General features: G+C 61.1%; 16 protein-coding genes. All 16 read left to right on the top strand.

What is annotated here, in order from left to right:
- Positions 1-64 precede the first annotated feature (64 nt).
- Positions 65-1213, top strand: a complete 1149-nt coding sequence (locus tag ABI546_RS14515) for an ABC transporter substrate-binding protein (protein WP_348047468.1) — start codon at positions 65-67, stop codon at positions 1211-1213.
- A 104-nt stretch (positions 1214-1317) separates the two neighbouring features.
- Positions 1318-2028 carry a transposase gene (locus tag ABI546_RS14520; RefSeq protein ID WP_348047470.1) on the top strand — a complete coding sequence of 237 codons (711 nt, stop codon included), beginning with the start codon at positions 1318-1320 and terminating at the stop codon, positions 2026-2028.
- Positions 2029-2264: 236 nt separating this feature from the next.
- The gene (locus ABI546_RS14525; RefSeq protein ID WP_348047472.1) at positions 2265-7064 is read left to right on the top strand and encodes a glutamate synthase-related protein; all 4800 of its coding nucleotides are present in this window, start codon (positions 2265-2267) and stop codon (positions 7062-7064) included.
- Positions 7065-7179: 115 nt separating this feature from the next.
- Positions 7180-8658, top strand: coding sequence for a glutamate synthase subunit beta (locus ABI546_RS14530; protein WP_348047474.1), 1479 nt, complete (start codon positions 7180-7182; stop codon positions 8656-8658).
- A gap of 388 nt (positions 8659-9046) precedes the next feature.
- Positions 9047-9892: an ABC transporter ATP-binding protein gene (locus tag ABI546_RS14535; protein WP_348047476.1), complete on the top strand. Its 846-nt coding sequence runs from the start codon at positions 9047-9049 to the stop codon at positions 9890-9892.
- Positions 9889-10683, top strand: a complete 795-nt coding sequence (mlaE, locus tag ABI546_RS14540) for a lipid asymmetry maintenance ABC transporter permease subunit MlaE (protein WP_348047478.1) — start codon at positions 9889-9891, stop codon at positions 10681-10683. The genes ABI546_RS14535 and mlaE overlap by 4 nt, the downstream gene beginning before the upstream one ends.
- Positions 10684-10812: 129 nt before the next feature.
- A complete protein-coding gene (gene mlaD / locus ABI546_RS14545) occupies positions 10813-11319 on the top strand; it encodes an outer membrane lipid asymmetry maintenance protein MlaD (RefSeq protein WP_348047480.1) in 507 nt (168 codons plus the stop codon).
- On the top strand, positions 11316-12092 hold the full coding sequence (locus ABI546_RS14550; protein WP_348047482.1) for a VacJ family lipoprotein: 777 nt from the start codon (positions 11316-11318) through the stop codon (positions 12090-12092). The genes mlaD and ABI546_RS14550 overlap by 4 nt, the downstream gene beginning before the upstream one ends.
- 196 nt (positions 12093-12288) lie before the next feature.
- Positions 12289-12933 (top strand): ABC transporter substrate-binding protein, encoded by a 645-nt coding sequence (locus tag ABI546_RS14555; RefSeq protein ID WP_348047484.1) that lies wholly within the window; start codon positions 12289-12291, stop codon positions 12931-12933.
- 13 nt (positions 12934-12946) lie between these two features.
- Positions 12947-13216 (top strand): STAS domain-containing protein, encoded by a 270-nt coding sequence (locus ABI546_RS14560; protein ID WP_348047486.1) that lies wholly within the window; start codon positions 12947-12949, stop codon positions 13214-13216.
- 94 nt (positions 13217-13310) lie between these two features.
- On the top strand, positions 13311-14270 hold the full coding sequence (locus tag ABI546_RS14565) for an ABC transporter ATP-binding protein (protein WP_348047488.1): 960 nt from the start codon (positions 13311-13313) through the stop codon (positions 14268-14270).
- Between the two features lie 109 nt (positions 14271-14379).
- On the top strand, positions 14380-15135 hold the full coding sequence (locus tag ABI546_RS14570; RefSeq protein WP_348047490.1) for an ABC transporter permease: 756 nt from the start codon (positions 14380-14382) through the stop codon (positions 15133-15135).
- Between the two features lie 2 nt (positions 15136-15137).
- Positions 15138-15401, top strand: a complete 264-nt coding sequence (locus tag ABI546_RS14575) for a BolA family protein (protein ID WP_348047492.1) — start codon at positions 15138-15140, stop codon at positions 15399-15401.
- A 9-nt stretch (positions 15402-15410) separates the two neighbouring features.
- Entirely contained in the window at positions 15411-16685 is a 1275-nt protein-coding gene (gene murA, locus ABI546_RS14580) for a UDP-N-acetylglucosamine 1-carboxyvinyltransferase (RefSeq protein ID WP_348047494.1), read from the top strand.
- Positions 16686-16835: 150 nt separating this feature from the next.
- A complete protein-coding gene (gene hisG / locus ABI546_RS14585) occupies positions 16836-17489 on the top strand; it encodes an ATP phosphoribosyltransferase (protein ID WP_348047496.1) in 654 nt (217 codons plus the stop codon).
- 4 nt (positions 17490-17493) lie between these two features.
- On the top strand, positions 17494-18490 hold a 997-nt coding region (gene hisD, locus ABI546_RS14590; protein ID WP_348047497.1), incomplete at its 3' end, for a histidinol dehydrogenase.

An 18490-nucleotide genomic window follows, 5' to 3' on the forward strand; every position in this document is an offset into this window, starting at 1 on the left:
GAGCGCAAGCTGGCAGGTGGGCATCAAACCTGCTTTAGCTAATCTGTCTCTCAAAGGTGTTCTCATGGGCTTCAATCGACGTCAATTCATTCTGGGCGCTGCTTCTACAAGCGCTTCGGTAGCCAGTCCCGCACTGTGGGCTCAAAGCAAAACCGCCCGCAAAATCATTGTTGGCCAATCCGTGCCGTTGACAGGGGCGGCCGACCAGATTGGTCTCGCTTACCTGAACGGCGCAAAAATTTACTTCGATGCCATCAACGCCAAAAATGGCGCAGCTGGCCACAAGATTGAAGTGAAGGCGCTTGACGATGGCTACAACCCGGCCAAGGCGGCCGCCAATGCCAAGCAACTGATCGACGAGGGTGTTGATGCGCTGTTTGGGTTCACCGGAACAGCCAGTTGTGACGCCGCCTTCGCCGCGGCGAAAGCATCCGGCACTCTGTTTTTTGCGCCTTTCGCCGCATCTGATGCGCTGCATGATCCTGCGCTCGCCAACGTGTTCCATGTGCGCCCCGCCCTGGCCGATGAGGCCTACAAGATTGCGCGTCATTGCGCCACGCTGAACCAGGATCGCATCGCCGTGTTTGCCGAAGACGATGCGATGGGCAAGGGCGGGCTGGCCGCCGTCAACCAGGCGCTCATCGATCTGAAACGCCCGGCGATCGTCGGCAGCGCCTTGTCGCCTGTCAACAGCGACAAGGTGGACGCCGCTGTGGCGCAGCTCATGAAGGCGCAGCCTCAAGCCATCATCCAGGTCAGCCTGTTCAATTCGTCGGCCGCCTTTATCCGCAAGATGCGTCAGGCCGGCTTTGGCGGCCAGTTCCTCAATTTCTCCGTGGTAGGCATTGATCCGCTGTTCAGCGCTCTGGGCAAAGAAATCGGGGGCGTTGTTATATCGCAGGTGGTGCCTTCACCGCGCAGCACCGGCACGCCCATCATCAAGGAATACCTGGACGTGCTGAACCAGACCGACCAGACCCCCAGCTATGAAAGCGTCGAGGGCTACATTGCCGCGCGCACATTTGCCGAAGGCGTGCGCCGTAGCGCGGCCGGCGGCGGCAAGCCCGACAGGGCCGGTCTGCAAAAGGCGTTTGAGACCATGACGGACTACGACGTGGGCGGGTTTCGCGTCAACTTGCGCCCGAAGAAATATGAATCCGTGCGGGCAATTGACCTGGTCACCATCACGCCTGACGGCAAAGTCGTTCGTTAAGCGTCTGCGCTCCGGGCGTTCTAACGACGCATCGATGGAGGCGTTGCGGCGAAAAATCGGGGTCAGATTGCTTTTATCATGGTGCAAACTCCCGGCATTGCATCATGGCCCGTCTTCCACGTCTGACTCTCCCCGGCTACCCGCACCACCTTATCCAGCGCGGCAATAACCGGCAGGCCGTGTTTTCTTCCGCGGCCGACCATCAGATGTTTTTGGCGTTGCTGGAAGAAAGCGCCAGCAAGTTCGGTGTCGCCCTGCACGCCTATGTGCTGATGGGCAACCATTTCCATCTGCTCGCCACACCTTCCACGGCGGAAGGTTTGCCGCAGATGATGCAGGCCGCCGGGCGGCGGTACGTGCGCTACTTCAACGACAGCCAGGGCCGCTCCGGCACCTTGTGGGAAGGGCGTTACCGGGGCACCGTCATCGAGGCGGAGCGTTACCTCCTGGCCTGCATGGCTTATTTCGATCTGAACCCGGTACGCGCGGGCCTGGTGGTGGACGCCAAGGACTACCCGTGGTCCAGCCATGGGCACTATGCCGGTCTACGGGTCGACAGCCTGGTGACGCCGCATCCACTGGTCTGGGCGCTCGGAAATACGCCATTTGCCCGGGAGGCCGCCTACGCTGAACGAGTTCGGGCGGGTATTACTGCCGAGCAGCAAGACCAGCTGACCCGGTCCGCACTGAGCGGCTGGGCATTGGGTGGAGACGGGTTTCTGGCTGCGCTGCAAAAGCTCACTGATCGCCGCTTGACCAAGAACCTGGCAGGCCGGCCAGTTCGGCAGGTCGTGGATGGAGTCGACGTCGAATAGCAGGTCCTCGTCAAAGCGCGTTACGGCCTAATTTAATATGTCCCCAATTAAATGTCGATTAAATTAATCGATATTTAATTGGAATCTGACCCTATTTAAAGCGCTTGGCATTGTTGTTGCAATGCAATATGCTCCCATTCCCTGCGAAAAATTATGAACCTTGCGGATGGAAGCGTTGCCGGACCTTTTTTAGGTCGCATGGCGCCGCAATCATCCCCAACTGACGAGGAATTGCCATGACCACGGCTGCTGAAATCAAGCATTTTGAAGAAAACGGTTTGTACTCCGGTGCCAACGAACACGATGCCTGCGGCGTCGGTTTCGTCGCACACATCAAGGGGCACAAAAGCCACGCCATCGTCCAGCAAGGTCTGAAGATCCTCGAAAACCTCGACCACCGGGGCGCAGTGGGCGCGGACAAATTGATGGGCGACGGCGCCGGCATCCTGATTCAGCTGCCTGACGCGCTGTACCGCGAAGAAATGGCCGGCCAGGGCGTGCAACTGCCGCCGCCCGGCGAATACGGCGTCGGCATGGTCTTTCTTCCGAAAGAGCACGCCTCCCGCCTGGCGTGCGAGCAGGCGCTGGAGCGTGCCGTCAAGGCCGAAGGCCAGGTGCTGCTGGGCTGGCGCGATGTGCCGGTCAACCGCGACATGCCCATGTCGCCCACCGTGCGCGAAAAAGAACCCATCCTGCGCCAGATCTTCATCGGCCGCGGCAATGACGTCATCGTGCAGGACGCGCTGGAACGCAAGCTGTACGTCATCCGCAAGACCGCCAGCGCCGCCATCCAGAACCTGCGCCTGACGCACAGCAAAGAGTATTACGTGCCCAGCATGTCCAGCCGCACGGTGGTTTACAAGGGCCTGCTGCTGGCCGATCAAGTGGGCACATACTACCGCGACCTGACCGACCCACGCTGCGTTTCAGCGCTGGGGCTGGTGCATCAGCGCTTTTCCACCAACACCTTTCCCGAGTGGCCGCTGGCCCACCCTTACCGCTATGTGGCGCACAACGGCGAGATCAACACCGTCAAGGGCAACTACAACTGGATGAAGGCACGCGAAGGCGTGATGTCTTCGCCAGTGCTGGGCGCCGACCTGCAAAAGCTCTACCCGATCAGCTTCCCCGGACAGTCCGATACCGCCACCTTCGACAACTGCCTGGAGTTGCTCACCATGGCCGGTTACCCGATCAGCCAGGCCGTGATGATGATGATTCCCGAGCCATGGGAGCAGCACACCACCATGGACGAGCGCCGCAAGGCCTTCTATGAATACCACGCCGCGATGCTCGAACCGTGGGACGGCCCGGCGTCCATCGTCTTCACCGACGGCCGCCAGATCGGCGCCACGCTGGACCGCAACGGCCTGCGCCCCTCGCGCTACTGCGTGACCGACGACGACCTGGTCATCATGGCCTCCGAATCGGGCGTGTTGCCGATTCCTGAGCACAAAATCGTGCGCAAATGGCGTCTGCAGCCCGGCAAAATGTTCCTGATCGACCTGGAACAAGGCCGCATGGTCGACGACGAGGAAATCAAGGCCACGCTCGCACACAGCAAACCCTACAAGCAGTGGATTGAAAACCTGCGCATCAAGCTGGATGACGTATCCGCCTTGCCAGCAGGGGCCGCGAACCGGCTTGGCCGGGCGCAAGGCGCCGCCCCCAGCGAGGGGGGAGGCGAACCACACGCAGTGGGGAGTCCCGGGGGAGTGCCAAGTCTGCTTGATCGCCAGCAGGCCTTCGGCTACACACAGGAAGACATCAAGTTCCTGATGTCGCCCATGGCCGCGAACGGCGAGGAAGCCACCGGTTCGATGGGCAACGACAGCCCCCTGGCGGTCCTCTCCAACAAAAACAAGCCGCTCTACAACTACTTCAAGCAGTTGTTCGCGCAGGTGACCAACCCGCCCATCGACCCGATTCGCGAAGCCATCGTGATGTCGCTGGTGTCCTTCATCGGCCCCAAGCCCAACCTGCTGGACATCAACCAGGTCAACCCGCCGATGCGGCTGGAAGTCAGCCAGCCCGTGCTCAATGTGGCTGACATGCAAAAGCTGCGCGACATCGAAGCGCACACCCAGGGCAAGTTCAAAAGCTACACCCTGGACATCACCTATCCGCTGGCCTGGGGCCATGAGGGTGTCGAGGCCAAGCTGGCTTCGCTGTGCGCCGAGGCGGTCGATGCAATCAAGGACGGCAAGAACATCCTGATCATCAGCGACCGCGGCATAAGCGCCACACAGGTTGCCATTCCGGCGCTGCTGGCCCTGTCGGCCATTCACCAGCATCTGGTGAAAGAAGGCCTGCGCACGACCGCCGGCCTGGTGGTCGAAACCGGCTCTGCGCGTGAGGTGCATCACTTCGCCGTGCTCGCCGGCTACGGCGCCGAGGCCGTGCACCCTTACCTCGCCATGGAAACCCTGGCTGAACTGTCCAAAGGCCTGCCGGGCGACCTCAGCACCGACAAAGCGGTCTATAACTACACCAAGGCCATCGGCAAAGGCCTGTCCAAGATCATGTCCAAGATGGGCGTGTCGACTTATATGAGCTACTGCGGCGCGCAGTTGTTCGAGGCCATCGGCCTGAACAAGAGCACCATCGCCAAGTTCTTTACCGGCACCGCCAGTCAGGTCGAAGGCATGGGCGTGTTCGAGATCGCCGAAGAAGCGTTGCGCATGCACCGCTCGGCTTTCAGCGACGACCCGGTGCTGGCCAACATGCTCGACGCCGGTGGTGAATATGCCTGGCGTGTGCGCGGCGAAGACCACATGTGGACGCCCGACGCGATTGCCAAGCTGCAGCATTCGACGCGCTCCAACAACTGGAACACCTACAAGGAATACGCCCAGCTGATCAACGACCAGAACCGCCGCCACATGACGCTGCGCGGCCTGTTCGAGTTCAAGATCGAACCGTCCAAGGCCATCCCGATTGATGAAGTCGAGTCGGCCAAAGAGATCGTCAAGCGTTTTGCCACCGGCGCGATGTCGCTGGGCTCCATCAGTACCGAAGCCCACGCCACGCTGGCTGTGGCCATGAACCGCATCGGCGGCAAGAGCAACACGGGCGAGGGCGGTGAAGACCCGAACCGTTACCGGCAAGAGCTCAAGGGCATTCCGATCAAGAAGGGCGAGACGCTGAAAAGCGTGATCGGCCCGAAACAGGTCGAGGTTGATCTGCCTCTGCAAGACGGCGACTCGTTGCGCTCGCGCATCAAGCAGGTTGCGTCGGGCCGCTTCGGCGTCACGGCTGAATACCTGGTGTCTGCCGACCAGATCCAGATCAAGATGGCGCAGGGCGCCAAGCCCGGTGAGGGCGGTCAGCTGCCCGGCGGCAAGGTCAGCGAATACATCGGCTCACTGCGTTATTCGGTGCCCGGCGTTGGTTTGATTTCTCCGCCTCCGCACCACGACATCTATTCGATCGAAGATCTGGCCCAGCTGATCCACGACCTGAAGAACGTGAATCCGCGCGCCAGCATCAGCGTCAAGCTGGTGAGTGAAGTCGGCGTCGGCACGATTGCAGCGGGCGTGGCCAAGGCCAAGTCTGATCACGTGGTGATCGCCGGCCATGACGGCGGCACGGGCGCTTCGCCCTGGTCGTCCATCAAGCATGCAGGCTCGCCTTGGGAAATCGGCCTGGCCGAAACCCAGCAGACGCTGGTGCTTAACCGCCTGCGCGGCCGCATTCGCGTGCAGGCCGACGGTCAGATGAAAACCGGCCGCGACGTCATCATCGGCGCGCTGCTGGGCGCTGACGAATTTGGCTTCGCCACGGCGCCGCTGGTGGTGGAAGGTTGTATCATGATGCGCAAGTGCCACCTCAACACCTGCCCCGTTGGTGTGGCCACGCAAGACCCTGTGCTGCGCCAGAAATTCAGCGGCAAGCCTGAGCATGTGGTCAATTACTTCTTCTTCGTCGCTGAAGAGGCGCGCCAGCTCATGGCGCAGCTCGGCGTGCGCAAATTTGACGACCTGATCGGCCGCGCCGACCTGCTCGACACGCAAAAAGGCATTGAACACTGGAAGGCCAGCGGACTCGACTTCGGCCGCCTGTTCTACCAGCCCAACGTGCCGGCCGACGTGCCCCGCATGCACGTGATGGAACAAGACCACGCGCTCGAAAAAGCGCTGGACGTACGCCTGATCGAAAAATCCAAAGCTGCGATTGAAAAGGGCGAGAAAGTCCAGTTCATCGAAGTGGCGCGCAACGTCAACCGCACCGTCGGCGCCATGCTGTCGGGCGAGCTGACACGGCACCATCCGCAAGGCCTGCCGGACGACACGCTGCGCATCCAGCTCGAAGGTACGGGCGGCCAGTCCTTCGGCGCCTTCCTGGCCAAGGGCATCACGATGTACCTGATCGGCGACGCCAACGACTACACCGGCAAGGGCCTTTCGGGCGGCCGTATCGTTGTGCGCCCCAGCATCGACTTCCGCGGCGACGCGGTGAAGAACACCATCGTCGGCAACACCGTGCTCTATGGCGCGACCACCGGCGAGGCTTTCTTCAGTGGCGTGGCTGGCGAGCGTTTTGCCGTGCGCCTCTCGGGCGCCACGGCGGTCGTTGAAGGCACAGGCGACCACGGTTGCGAATACATGACGGGCGGCACTGTCGCGGTTCTGGGCAAGACCGGCCGCAACTTCGCTGCCGGCATGAGCGGCGGCGTGGCCTATGTGTATGACGAAGACGGCTTGTTTGCGACGCGTTGCAACACCTCCATGGTGTCCATGGACCGCGTAGTGACCACGGCCGAACAACACACCCATGACAAGGCCGACTGGCATGCGGAGCAGAGCGATGAAGAGTTGCTCAAGCGCCTGCTGCAAGACCACAACCGCTGGACCGGCAGCAAGCGTGCGCGCGAGCTGCTCGACAACTGGAGCGAGTCGCGCCTGAAGTTTGTGAAGGTCTTCCCGAACGAATACAAGAAGGCCCTGATCGAGCGCAAGGAACGCCGCCTGGAAGCCTCGACCGAGACCACACGGGCTCAGGTCGCGACCAACCAGGAAGCGGTGGCGGCCAAGTAAGGCTGCCAACCCCTCACGTCACTTCACGTTTGCTATTAAATTTATAGCTGCTTGCGCTCATTGTTAAAGGGCTGGCGGCATAAAACGCTTAAAAAAGAATTGCACAGGACGCATCATGGGAAAAATCACCGGCTTCATGGAATACGAGCGCATCGAGGAGGGCTACAAGCCCGTGCCGGAGCGCCTGAAGAACTACCGCGAATTTGTCATCGGGCTGGACGACGCACAGGCCAACAAGCAGGCCGCGCGCTGCATGGACTGCGGCACGCCGTTTTGCAACAGCGGCTGCCCGGTCAACAACATCATTCCCGACTTCAACGACATGGTGTTTCGCGCTGACTGGAAAAACGCGATCGACACGCTGCACAGCACCAACAACTTCCCCGAGTTCACCGGCCGCATCTGCCCGGCGCCTTGTGAAGCTGCCTGCACGCTGAACGTGAATGACGACGCTGTCGGCATCAAATCCATTGAGCACGCCATCATTGATCGCGCCTGGTCCGAGGGCTGGGTCAAGCCCGTGATGCCCAAGCACAAGACCGGCAAGAAGGTCGCCGTGGTCGGCTCCGGCCCTGCCGGCATGGCGGCAGCACAGCAGCTGGCACGCGCCGGCCACGACGTGACGCTGTTTGAAAAGAACGATCGCATCGGCGGCCTGCTGCGCTATGGCATCCCCGACTTCAAGATGGAGAAAGTCCATATCGACCGCCGCGTCGAGCAGATGACGGCCGAAGGCGTGAACTTCCGCACCGGCGTGATGGTGGGCAGCACCAAAGACCCATTGGGCAAAGACTCGAAAGTGACCAACTGGGCGAAAGAAAGCATAACCCCCGAGCAGCTGCAAAAAGACTTCGATGCCGTGGTTCTCACCGGTGGCGCCGAGCAGTCGCGTGACTTGCCGGTGCCCGGCCGCGACCTGGACGGCGTGCATTTCGCGATGGAATTCCTGCCCCAGCAGAACAAAATCAACGCAGGCGACAAAATCAAAGGCCAGTTGCGTGCCGATGGCAAGCACGTCATCGTGATCGGTGGCGGCGACACGGGTTCCGACTGCGTAGGCACCAGCAACCGCCACGGCGCGGTCAGCGTCACCCAGTTCGAACTGATGCCCCAGCCGCCTGAAGAAGAAAACCGTCCCATGACCTGGCCTTACTGGCCGATCAAGCTGCGCACTTCTTCCAGCCACGAAGAAGGTTGCGAGCGCGAGTTCGCCATCTCCACCAAAGAGCTGATCGGCGAAAAAGGCAAAGTCACCGGCCTGAAGACGGTTCGCGTCGAATGGAAAGACGGCAAGATGGTCGAGGTCCCCGGCTCTGAGCAAACCCTCAAGGCCGACCTGGTGCTGCTGGCCATGGGCTTTATTTCGCCGGTGGCGTCCGTGCTGGATGCTTTTGGCGTCGAAAAAGACAACCGCGGCAATGCCAAGGCCGGCACCGACTTCACCGGTGGCTACGTCACCAACGTGCCCAAGGTGTTTGCCGCCGGCGACATCCGCCGCGGCCAGAGCCTGGTGGTATGGGCGATTCGCGAAGGCCGCCAGGCTGCGCGCGCAGTGGACGAATTTCTGATGGGTTTCAGCGATTTGCCGCGTTAAGCGCCGCATTCAGCCTCTGCAAATCGCCAAAATGGGCCGTAAGTAGTCCCAGGCTGGTGCGCGTTTGCGAAAAAAAGGGCCTCTAACCGCCAGGAATCACCCGGTTGGTGTGACGGTCCGTTGCGCTTTGCGGACATCTGCCGCTTTGGCAAATAACACCGGAAAACCAGGGTGCTATTAAAAGAGTAGCTGCTTGCGCTGGATGGTTGTGGCTTGTGGCCATTATTTGCCAGATAAGCCGGCTGTTTTTGCGGGCTACCCAGGCTGTTCCGGGTCGTACCGCTCAAGGTTTTTGGCGTCTGGCCGGGGGGGGTATAAGGGCAAACCCCGTATCATTCGGTATTACTTACTCAAGCCAACACACCCGTTGGCCTGTCTTTTTTTCCTAATGCCCGACATTTCCACTTCATCACTGGTTGAGTTCAAGGATGTGACGTTTTCCTATCCCGGCTCTGCCGGCGATCGCGTCATCCTGAACAAGGTCACGCTGTCCGTGCCTCGCGGCAAGGTTACGGCGCTGATGGGCGCTTCGGGCGGCGGCAAAACCACCGTGCTGCGCCTCATCGGCGGGCAGCAAAAGGCCGTCGACGGCACCGTGCTGCTCGACGGCAAAGATGTCGGCGCACTGACCCAAGTGGATCTGTATGCGGCGCGCCGGCGCATGGGCATGTTGTTCCAGTTCGGTGCGCTGTTCACTGACTTGAGTGTTTTCGACAATGTGGCGTTTCCCCTGCGCGAGCACACAGCGCTGAGCGAGGCCCTGATCCGCGATATCGTGCTGATGAAACTCAACGCCGTGGGTCTTCGCGGCGCACGCGACCTGATGCCCAGTGAGATTTCCGGCGGCATGGCCCGCCGGGTCGCGTTGGCGCGGGCCATTGTGCTGGACCCGGAGCTCATCATGTATGACGAGCCTTTTTCCGGCCTGGACCCGATTTCGCTCGGTACCGCCGCCCAGCTGATTCGCCAGCTCAACGACACCTTGGGCATCACCAGCATCGTCGTCTCGCACGACCTGGAAGAAACGTTTCGCATCGCCGACAAGGTCATCATCCTGGCCAACGGCGGAATTGCTGCCCAAGGCACCCCCGATGAAGTCAGGAATTCGACCGACCCACTGGTGCACCAGTTCGTCAATGCCGAGAGCGAAGGCCCCGTGAAATTCCATTACCCGGGGCCTAGCGTCGAAGCCGATTTCGGCAATGTGGATGCGGCAAAAAAGGAGCGCGCATGAGCCGCTTTAGCCCCGCGGCCCTGATTGCCGACCTTGGTTTTGCCGTGCGCAGCCAGATGGCCGAAGTGGGCTACGCCGCCCGCTTGATGTCGCGGCTGGTGGCCCTTACCGGCCCCGCGCTGGCCCGCTTTGGCCTGGTGCGCGACCAGATTTTCTTTTTGGGCAATTATTCGCTGGCCATCATTGCCGTGTCGGGCCTTTTTGTCGGCTTTGTGCTGGGCCTGCAGGGCTATTACACGCTGCAGCGCTATGGCTCGGCAGAGGCGCTGGGCCTGCTGGTGGCCCTTAGCCTGGTGCGCGAGCTGGGTCCGGTGGTTACGGCGTTGCTGTTTGCCGGCCGTGCCGGCACGGCCCTCACGGCCGAAATCGGGCTGATGAAGGCTGGGGAACAGCTGTCGGCCATGGAAATGATGGCGGTGGACCCGGTGCGGCGTATCCTGGCGCCCCGTTTTTGGGGCGGCATCATTGCCATGCCCTTGCTGGCCGCAGTATTCAGTGCTGTGGGCATCATGGGCGGCTGGCTGGTGGGCGTGGTCATGATCGGCATCGACGCGGGCTCATTCTGGAGCCAGATGCAGTCCGGTGTGGATGTCTGGCGCGATGTGGGCAACGGCATCATCAAAAGCTTTGTGTTTGGCGTCACGGTCACTTTTGTGGCTCTGCACCAGGGGTTTGAGGCCCAGCCGACGCCTGAGGGCGTGTCGCGAGCCACCACGCGTACCGTGGTCGTCGCCTCGCTGGCCGTGCTGGGGCTGGATTTCCTGCTGACCGCCTCGATGTTCAGCCTTTAACCCCCTTCATACATTTTTAATTCGCCCATGAGAAAATCCTGCTTCCCAGTGTTTGCCTTGGGTGAGCCGCACAAGGACAAAACAGCCCGGAATGGCGACAACGCCGGCCCAGGCCACTGAAAGAAAACGATGCAACGTTCTAAAAATGATCTGTGGGTGGGCTTGTTCGTGTTGATTGGCGGCGCCGCCATCCTGTTCCTGGCGCTGAAATCCGCGAATTTGCTCAGCCTGAACTTCGACACTTCGTACAAAGTAACGGCGAAGTTCGACAATATTGGCGGCCTGAAGCCGCGTGCTGCGGTCAAAAGTGCCGGTGTTGTGGTCGGGCGGGTGGAAAATATCACTTTCGACGACAAGTCCTACCAGGCCAGCGTCAATCTGGCGATGGAAAGCCGTTATGTGTTTCCCAAAGACAGCTCGCTGAAGATTTTGACCAGCGGGCTGCTGGGTGAGCAGTACATCGGCGTGGAGGCCGGCGGCGACGAGAAAAATCTTGCTGCGGGGGATGTGGTCAAAAACACGCAGTCCGCCGTCGTGCTTGAAAATTTGATCAGCCAATTTTTATACAGCAAGGCGGCAGACAGCAGTTCCGGATCCGGGGCTGCGCCGCCACCAGGGACGCCAGAAAAAAAATGACAACAAAAATCATAATCAAAAAACGGGCCGGCTGGGCCGGGGCGGTGCTTGCATTGGTCCTGCTTCAGGGATGTGCGACGGGTCCCAGCGCCAATCCGGCCGATCCGCTGGAGCCGTTCAACCGGACCATGTTCAATTTCAACGACAGCGTGGACCGCGCAGTTGTCAAGCCTGTGGCGACCGCGTACCGGGACGTCACGCCTGCGCTTGTGCGCACCGGCGTCACCAATTTCTTCGGCAACATTTCCGACGTCTGGTCCACGGTCAATAACCTGCTGCAGGGCAAAGGCCAGGCGGCCACCGAGAGCTTGTTCCGTGTCACCACCAACACCATCTGGGGCGTGGGCGGCATTTTTGACGTGGCCAGCGACTTGAAGATTCCCAAACACAGCGAAGATTTCGGCCAGACGCTGGGCGTTTGGGGCGTGGGCTCTGGCCCTTACCTGGTGCTGCCTTTGCTGGGCCCTTCTTCTGCACGCGACTCGGTGGGCTCGCTGGTGGACTACCAGGGCGACCTGGTGAGCCGGATCGACCATGTTTCCACCCGTAATTCCCTGACAGCCTTGCGTCTGGTGAACGCCCGGGCCAATGTGCTGGGGGCAGGCGACGTCCTGGATCAGGCCGCACTCGATAAATACAGCTTCACCCGCGAAATCTACCTGCAGCGCCGCCGCAGCCTGATTGGCGGGCCTTCCGCGGAAAAAGAAGAGCGTTATGACCTGCCGGAAGGTGCTTCAGCCGCACCAGCGAACCCAGCGTCCGCTGCCAAATAGCGTTCTGTCGGGCCAAAACACAAAGCAGAAGCTAAAAGGCCGTTGATTGCAAACAATATTTACAAGACTGCCGTAAAACTTCATCCACAGTCTGGAACCCATCGCGCAGAATAACCATCGAATTATCGGTTTAGCACTGAGGCATCGCTAGAGATGCGCAATTTGCCACCGCATGCTTCGTTATAGAAAGAACATCATGAAACGTAGAACACTTGGACATGTATTGACCGCAGCCCTCAGCCTAGCACTGTTGGGATCTGCACCCTTTGTGCGTGCCGCTGACGAAGCGCCCGACGCCCTGATCAAACGCGTGTCGGCCGAGGTGCTGGACAACATCAAGACGGACAAAGCTGTGAAGTCCGGCGACCTGACCAAGGTGCTCTCGCTCGTCGACAGCAAGATCATGCCCAACGTGAACTTCACGCGCATGACCGCTGCGGCGGTTGGCCGCAACTGGCGCCAGGCGACCCCCGAGCAGCAAAAGAAATTGCAGGACGAATTCAAGATCCTGCTGATCCGTACTTACTCAGGCGCACTGGCACAGGTCAGCGACCAAAGTGTCAATGTCAAGCCACTGCGCGCAGCACCGGAAGACACCGAAGTGATCGTCCGCACCGAGGTTCTGGGCCGGGGCGACCCCGCCCAGCTCGACTACCGCATGGAAAAAACGGCGACGGGCTGGAAGATTTATGACCTCAATGTGCTGGGTGTGTGGCTGGTGGAAACCTACCGTACCCAGTTTGCCCAGGAAATCAGCGCCAAGGGTGTTGACGGCCTGATCGCTTCCCTGGTGCAGCGCAACCAGTCCAATACCGGTGCCAGCGGCGCCAAGAAGTCCTGAGCGATCACCGCACATGCTGGTGCTTCCTTCTGTCCTGACCCATGCTGTGGCAGCCGGCTTTTCTCGCGGCCTGAAGCAGGGTGTGTTGTCAGAGCAGGGCAGTGTGGTGGTAGACGCCAGTGCGCTGACAGAGTTTGACTCTTCCGCGCTCGCCATCCTGCTCGAATGCCGACGTGAGGCCCTTGCTGCTGGCAAGAGCTTCACGGTGACGGGCTTGCCCGCCCGGTTGCGGCAGTTGGCGGGACTCTATGGCGTGGCTGAACTGGTGCCCGCCACAGCCTGAATCCCGTCTGCCCGGCGGCCGGCAACAGCGGTAGACGGGGCATTCCAGCACCTGCCGGGATCCAAACGGCATCCGCCCTTAAAATGACGGGCTCATGCCAGCGATCTCATTCCAGTCCGTCTCCAAAACCTATTCATCCGCGCGAAATCAGACGGGGCCTGTCGTCAAGGCACTGGACAATGTCAGTTTCGACATCCAGCAGGGGGAATTTTTTGGCTTGCTGGGCCCCAACGGCGCTGGAAAAACCTCTCTGATCAGCATCCTGGCCGGCCTTTCGCGTGCCAGCAGCGGCACCGTCAAGGTTCACGGCAGCGATGTGTTGGCTGACTACGCTACCGCTCGGCGCAAGCTTGGCGTGGTGCCGCAAGAGCTGGTGTTCGACCCCTTTTTCTCCGTGCGCGAAGCGCTGCGCATCCAGTCCGGCTATTTCGGCATCAAGCACAACGATGACTGGATTGACGAACTGCTGGTCAGCCTGGGCCTGGCCGACAAGGCCAACGCCAACATGCGCCAGCTATCAGGCGGCATGAAGCGCCGCGTGCTGGTGGCGCAGGCGCTGGTGCACAAACCGCAGGTCATCGTGCTCGACGAACCCACGGCCGGTGTTGACGTTGAATTGCGCCAAACGCTCTGGCAGTTCATCGCCAAACTCAACAAGCAGGGCAGCACTGTGCTGCTCACCACGCATTACCTTGAAGAAGCCGAGGCCCTGTGCAGCCGCATCGCCATGCTCAAGCAGGGGCGGGTGGTGGCGCTGGCACAAACCTCCGAACTGCTCAAGGCAGCGTCTTCCAATGTGCTGCGCTTCAAGATCGACAGCGAACTGCCCGCTCACCTGGCCGCGCAGGCTCGTATCACTGGCCGCATCGTGCAGTTTCCGGCGCACAACGCGAATGAGATCGAACAATACCTCGCGGCCATCCGTGAGGCGGGGCTGGTCGCGGAAGACGTTGAAATTCGCAAGGCCGATCTGGAGGATGTCTTCCTGGATGTCATGAACAAGAAATCAGCCATGGAACCTGCAGGATTGAATTTGATTGGAGTGGCAACATGAGCGTGGTCATTCGGCGGAGTACCGTGCGCCGCGCCGGGCCGCCCCAAGCAAGCACAGCCCCTCGGGGGGGCAGCGCATTACGCGAAGCGAAAAGCGTGGGGGCCTTTGAATGAACGGCTGGCAAACACTTCTGTACAAAGAGACGCTCCGCTTCTGGAAGGTGGGTTTCCAGACGGTAGGCGCTCCGGTGCTGACAGCCGTGCTCTACATGCTGATCTTCGGCCACGTGCTGCAAGACCAGGTCAAGGTGTACGACCAGGTCAGCTACACCGCCTTCCTCGTGCCAGGCCTTGTGATGATGAGCGTGCTGCAAAACGCGTTCGCCAACAGCTCTTCCTCGCTCATCCAGAGCAAGATCATGGGCAGCCTGGTGTTTGTGCTGCTCACGCCGTTGTCGCACTGGCACTGGTTCTTTGCGTATGTGGGTTCGTCCGTCGCGCGTGGCTTGTTAGTGGGCACTGGCGTGTTTGCCGTCACGGTGTTCTTTGGCCAGCCCGCGTTTGTGGCGCCGCTGTGGATCGTGCTGTTTGCCGTGCTGGGCGCTGCCATGCTGGGCGCACTGGGCGTGATCGCCGGCCTCTGGTCTGAAAAGTTCGACCAGATGGCGGCCTTCCAGAACTTCGTCATCATGCCGATGACGTTTTTGAGCGGCGTGTTCTATTCGATTCACTCGCTGCCGCCTTTCTGGCAAAAAGTCAGCCACCTCAATCCATTTTTCTACATGATCGACGGTTTCCGTTATGGATTTTTCGGCGTCAGCGACGTTTCCCCGTGGTTGAGCCTGGGCATCGTGGCAACCGCCTTGCTGGTTGTCAGCGCCGTGGCTGTCAACATGCTGCGCACCGGCTACAAAATAAGACACTAGATATGACCAGCGAAGAACTCCAATCCATCATCGCCGCAGGCCTGCCCTGCGAGCACATCGAGCTGTCAGGCGACGGCCGTCACTGGTACGCCACGGTAGTGTCTAGCGCGTTTGAAGGCCAGCGCCTGATCCAGCGCCACCAGAAGGTGTATGCCACGCTGGGAGGCCGCATGCAGACCGACGAGGTGCATGCGCTCTCGATGAAAACCTACACGCCGGCCGAATGGGCCAGCAACAACGACAACAACAGCAACAACGCGAACTAAAAGAACGACATGGACAAATTACTCATCAAGGGCGGCAAATCGCTGGCAGGCACGGTCGAGATTTCGGGCGCCAAGAACGCCGCACTTCCGGAGTTGTGCGCCGCGCTGCTCACAGCTGACACGGTCACGCTGCAGAACGTACCGCGCCTGCAGGATGTGTCCACCATGCTCAAACTGATCCGCAACATGGGCGTCGAGGCCGACCGCAGCGAAGCAGCGCCCAGTACCGTGGTGATCAACGCCGGCGCCCTCAGCTCACCCGAAGCGCCCTACGAGCTTGTCAAGACCATGCGCGCCTCCGTGCTGGCCCTGGGCCCGCTGCTGGCGCGCTTTGGCGAGGCCACGGTGTCGCTGCCGGGCGGCTGCGCCATCGGCTCCCGCCCGGTAGACCAGCACATCAAGGGCCTGCAGTCCATGGGGGCCGAGATCGTGGTCGAGCACGGCTACATGATCGCTAAGCTGCCAGCCGGCCAGAAGCGGTTGAAGGGCGCCAGCATCACCACCGACATGGTGACGGTGACGGGTACCGAAAACTTCCTGATGGCCGCCAGCCTGGCCGAGGGCGAAACAATCCTGGAAAACGCCGCGCAGGAGCCGGAGATCGGCGACCTGGCCGAAATGCTCATCAAGATGGGTGCGAAGATTGAAGGCCACGGCACGCGCCGCATCCGCATCCAGGGCGTGGACCGCCTGCACGGCTGCACCCACCAGGTGGTGGCCGACCGCATTGAAACCGGCACCTTCTTGTGCGCGGTGGCCGCCGCCGGTGGCGACGTGGTGTTGAAGCACGGCCGCGCCGACCACCTCGACGCCGTGATCGACAAGCTGCGCGAAGCCGGCGCGACTGTGACGGCGGGCGATGGCTTTATTCGTATCCAGGCCAGTGGCCGCATGAAGGCGCAGTCCTTCCGCACGACCGAATACCCCGGTTTCCCGACCGACATGCAGGCCCAGTTCATGGCGCTGAACGCCATCGCGCAGGGCAGCAGCACCGTGACCGAGACGATTTTTGAAAACCGCTTCATGCACGTCAACGAGATGGTGCGCCTGGGCGCGAAGATCCAGATCGACGGCAAGATCGCCGTCATGGAAGGCGTTGAAAAGCTGTCCGGCGCGACCGTGATGGCGACTGATTTGCGCGCCTCCGCCAGCCTGGTGATCGTCGGCTTGGTGGCAGAGGGCGAAACGCTGGTTGACCGCATCTACCATCTGGACCGCGGCTACGACCAGATGGAAGCCAAGTTGCGCGGAATCGGCGCCGACATCGAAAGGGTGAAGGCGTGAGCCCCCACGCTTGTCGCTTCGAGCCTTCGGCGCGCTGCCCCATTCCTCACGTAGGGGGCCGCCCGCCTGCAGTCCGGCAAAGCTGGTCCTGCGGTTTGAACTTGCTACTGCAGGGCATGCTAGCGCCCTCACTTCTTTGAAAGCATCACTGTGATTACGCTTGCTCTGTCCAAAGGCCGCATCTTCGACGACATCCTGCCGTTGCTGCGAAGCGCCGGCATCGAAGTGCTGGATGATCCCGAAAAATCCCGCAAACTGATCCTCGACACCAACCAGCCCGGCCTGCGCGTCGTGCTGGTGCGTGCTACCGACGTGCCGACGTATGTGCAATACGGCGGCGCCGATCTGGGCGTTGTCGGCAAAGACACCCTGCTTGAATCCGGCAGCCAGGGCCTGTACCAGCCGCTCGATCTGCAGATCGCCAAGTGCCGCATCAGCGTGGCCGTGCGCGAAGGCTTTGACTACGCCGCAGCCGTGCGCCAGGGATCACGCCTGAAAGTGGCCACCAAGTATGTGGCGATTGCCCGCGACTTTTTCGCCACCAAGGGCGTGCACGTCGACCTGATCAAGCTTTATGGCAGCATGGAACTGGCCCCGCTCACGGGCCTGGCCGACGCGATCGTCGACCTGGTATCCACCGGCAGCACGCTCAAAGCCAACCATTTGGTCGAGGTCGAACGCATCATGGACATCAGCTCGCACCTGGTGGTCAACCAGACCGCGCTCAAGCTCAAGCAGGCGCCGATCCGCAAGCTGATCGACGACCTGGCCGCCGCCACATCGCTATCCACGTCAAAAGCCTGACGCTATGAAATTTATAGCTGCTCCCGCACGTCTATCAACGGCTACAGCCACTTTTGATGCTGAATTCAAGGCGCGCCTGCATTGGTCCGCCGACACCGACGCGGCCATCGAGCAGCGTGTGGCCGACATCCTGGCCGACGTTCAGAAGCGTGGTGATGCGGCAGTGCTCGAATACACGGCGCGGTTTGACGGGCTGGACGTTGCTTCCATGGGCCAGCTTGAACTCACCCAGGCCGAACTGAAAGCCGCATTCGACGCTATCCCGGCCGCCCAGCGCGATGCGCTTGAAGCCGCCGCACGCCGCGTGCGCAGCTATCACGAGGCCCAGAAGAAGGCCAGCGGTGAAAGCTGGAGCTACCGCGACGAAGACGGCACCTTGCTGGGCCAGAAGGTCACGCCGCTCGACCGCGTCGGCATCTACGTGCCCGGCGGCAAGGCGGCGTACCCTTCGTCGGTTTTGATGAACGCGATTCCCGCCCATGTGGCCGGCGTCGGTGAAATCATCATGGTCGTGCCCACGCCCAAAGGCGAAAAGAACGCCTTGGTGCTTGCGGCTGCCTACGTGGCCGGCGTTACTCGCGCTTTCACCATCGGCGGCGCACAGGCCGTGGCCGCGCTGGCCTACGGCACGCAGACCGTGCCCAAGGTCGACAAGATCACCGGCCCCGGCAACGCTTACGTCGCCAGCGCCAAAAAGCGCGTCTTTGGCACGGTCGGCATCGACATGATCGCCGGTCCGTCTGAAATTTTGGTGCTCGCCGACGGCAGCACACCCGCCGACTGGGTGGCCATGGACTTGTTCAGCCAGGCCGAGCATGACGAGCTCGCGCAAAGCATCCTGCTGTGCCCCGACGCTGCGTATATCGATGAAGTGCAGGCCGCCATTGACCGCCTGCTGCCCGAAATGCCGCGGGCCGAGATCATCGCCAAGTCCCTCACCGGCCGTGGCGCGCTGATCCACACCCGCAGCATGGAAGAGGCCTGCGAGATCAGCAACCGCA

Source organism: Polaromonas sp., from assembly GCF_039932935.1.
Taxonomy (GTDB): Bacteria; Pseudomonadota; Gammaproteobacteria; order Burkholderiales; family Burkholderiaceae_C; genus Polaromonas.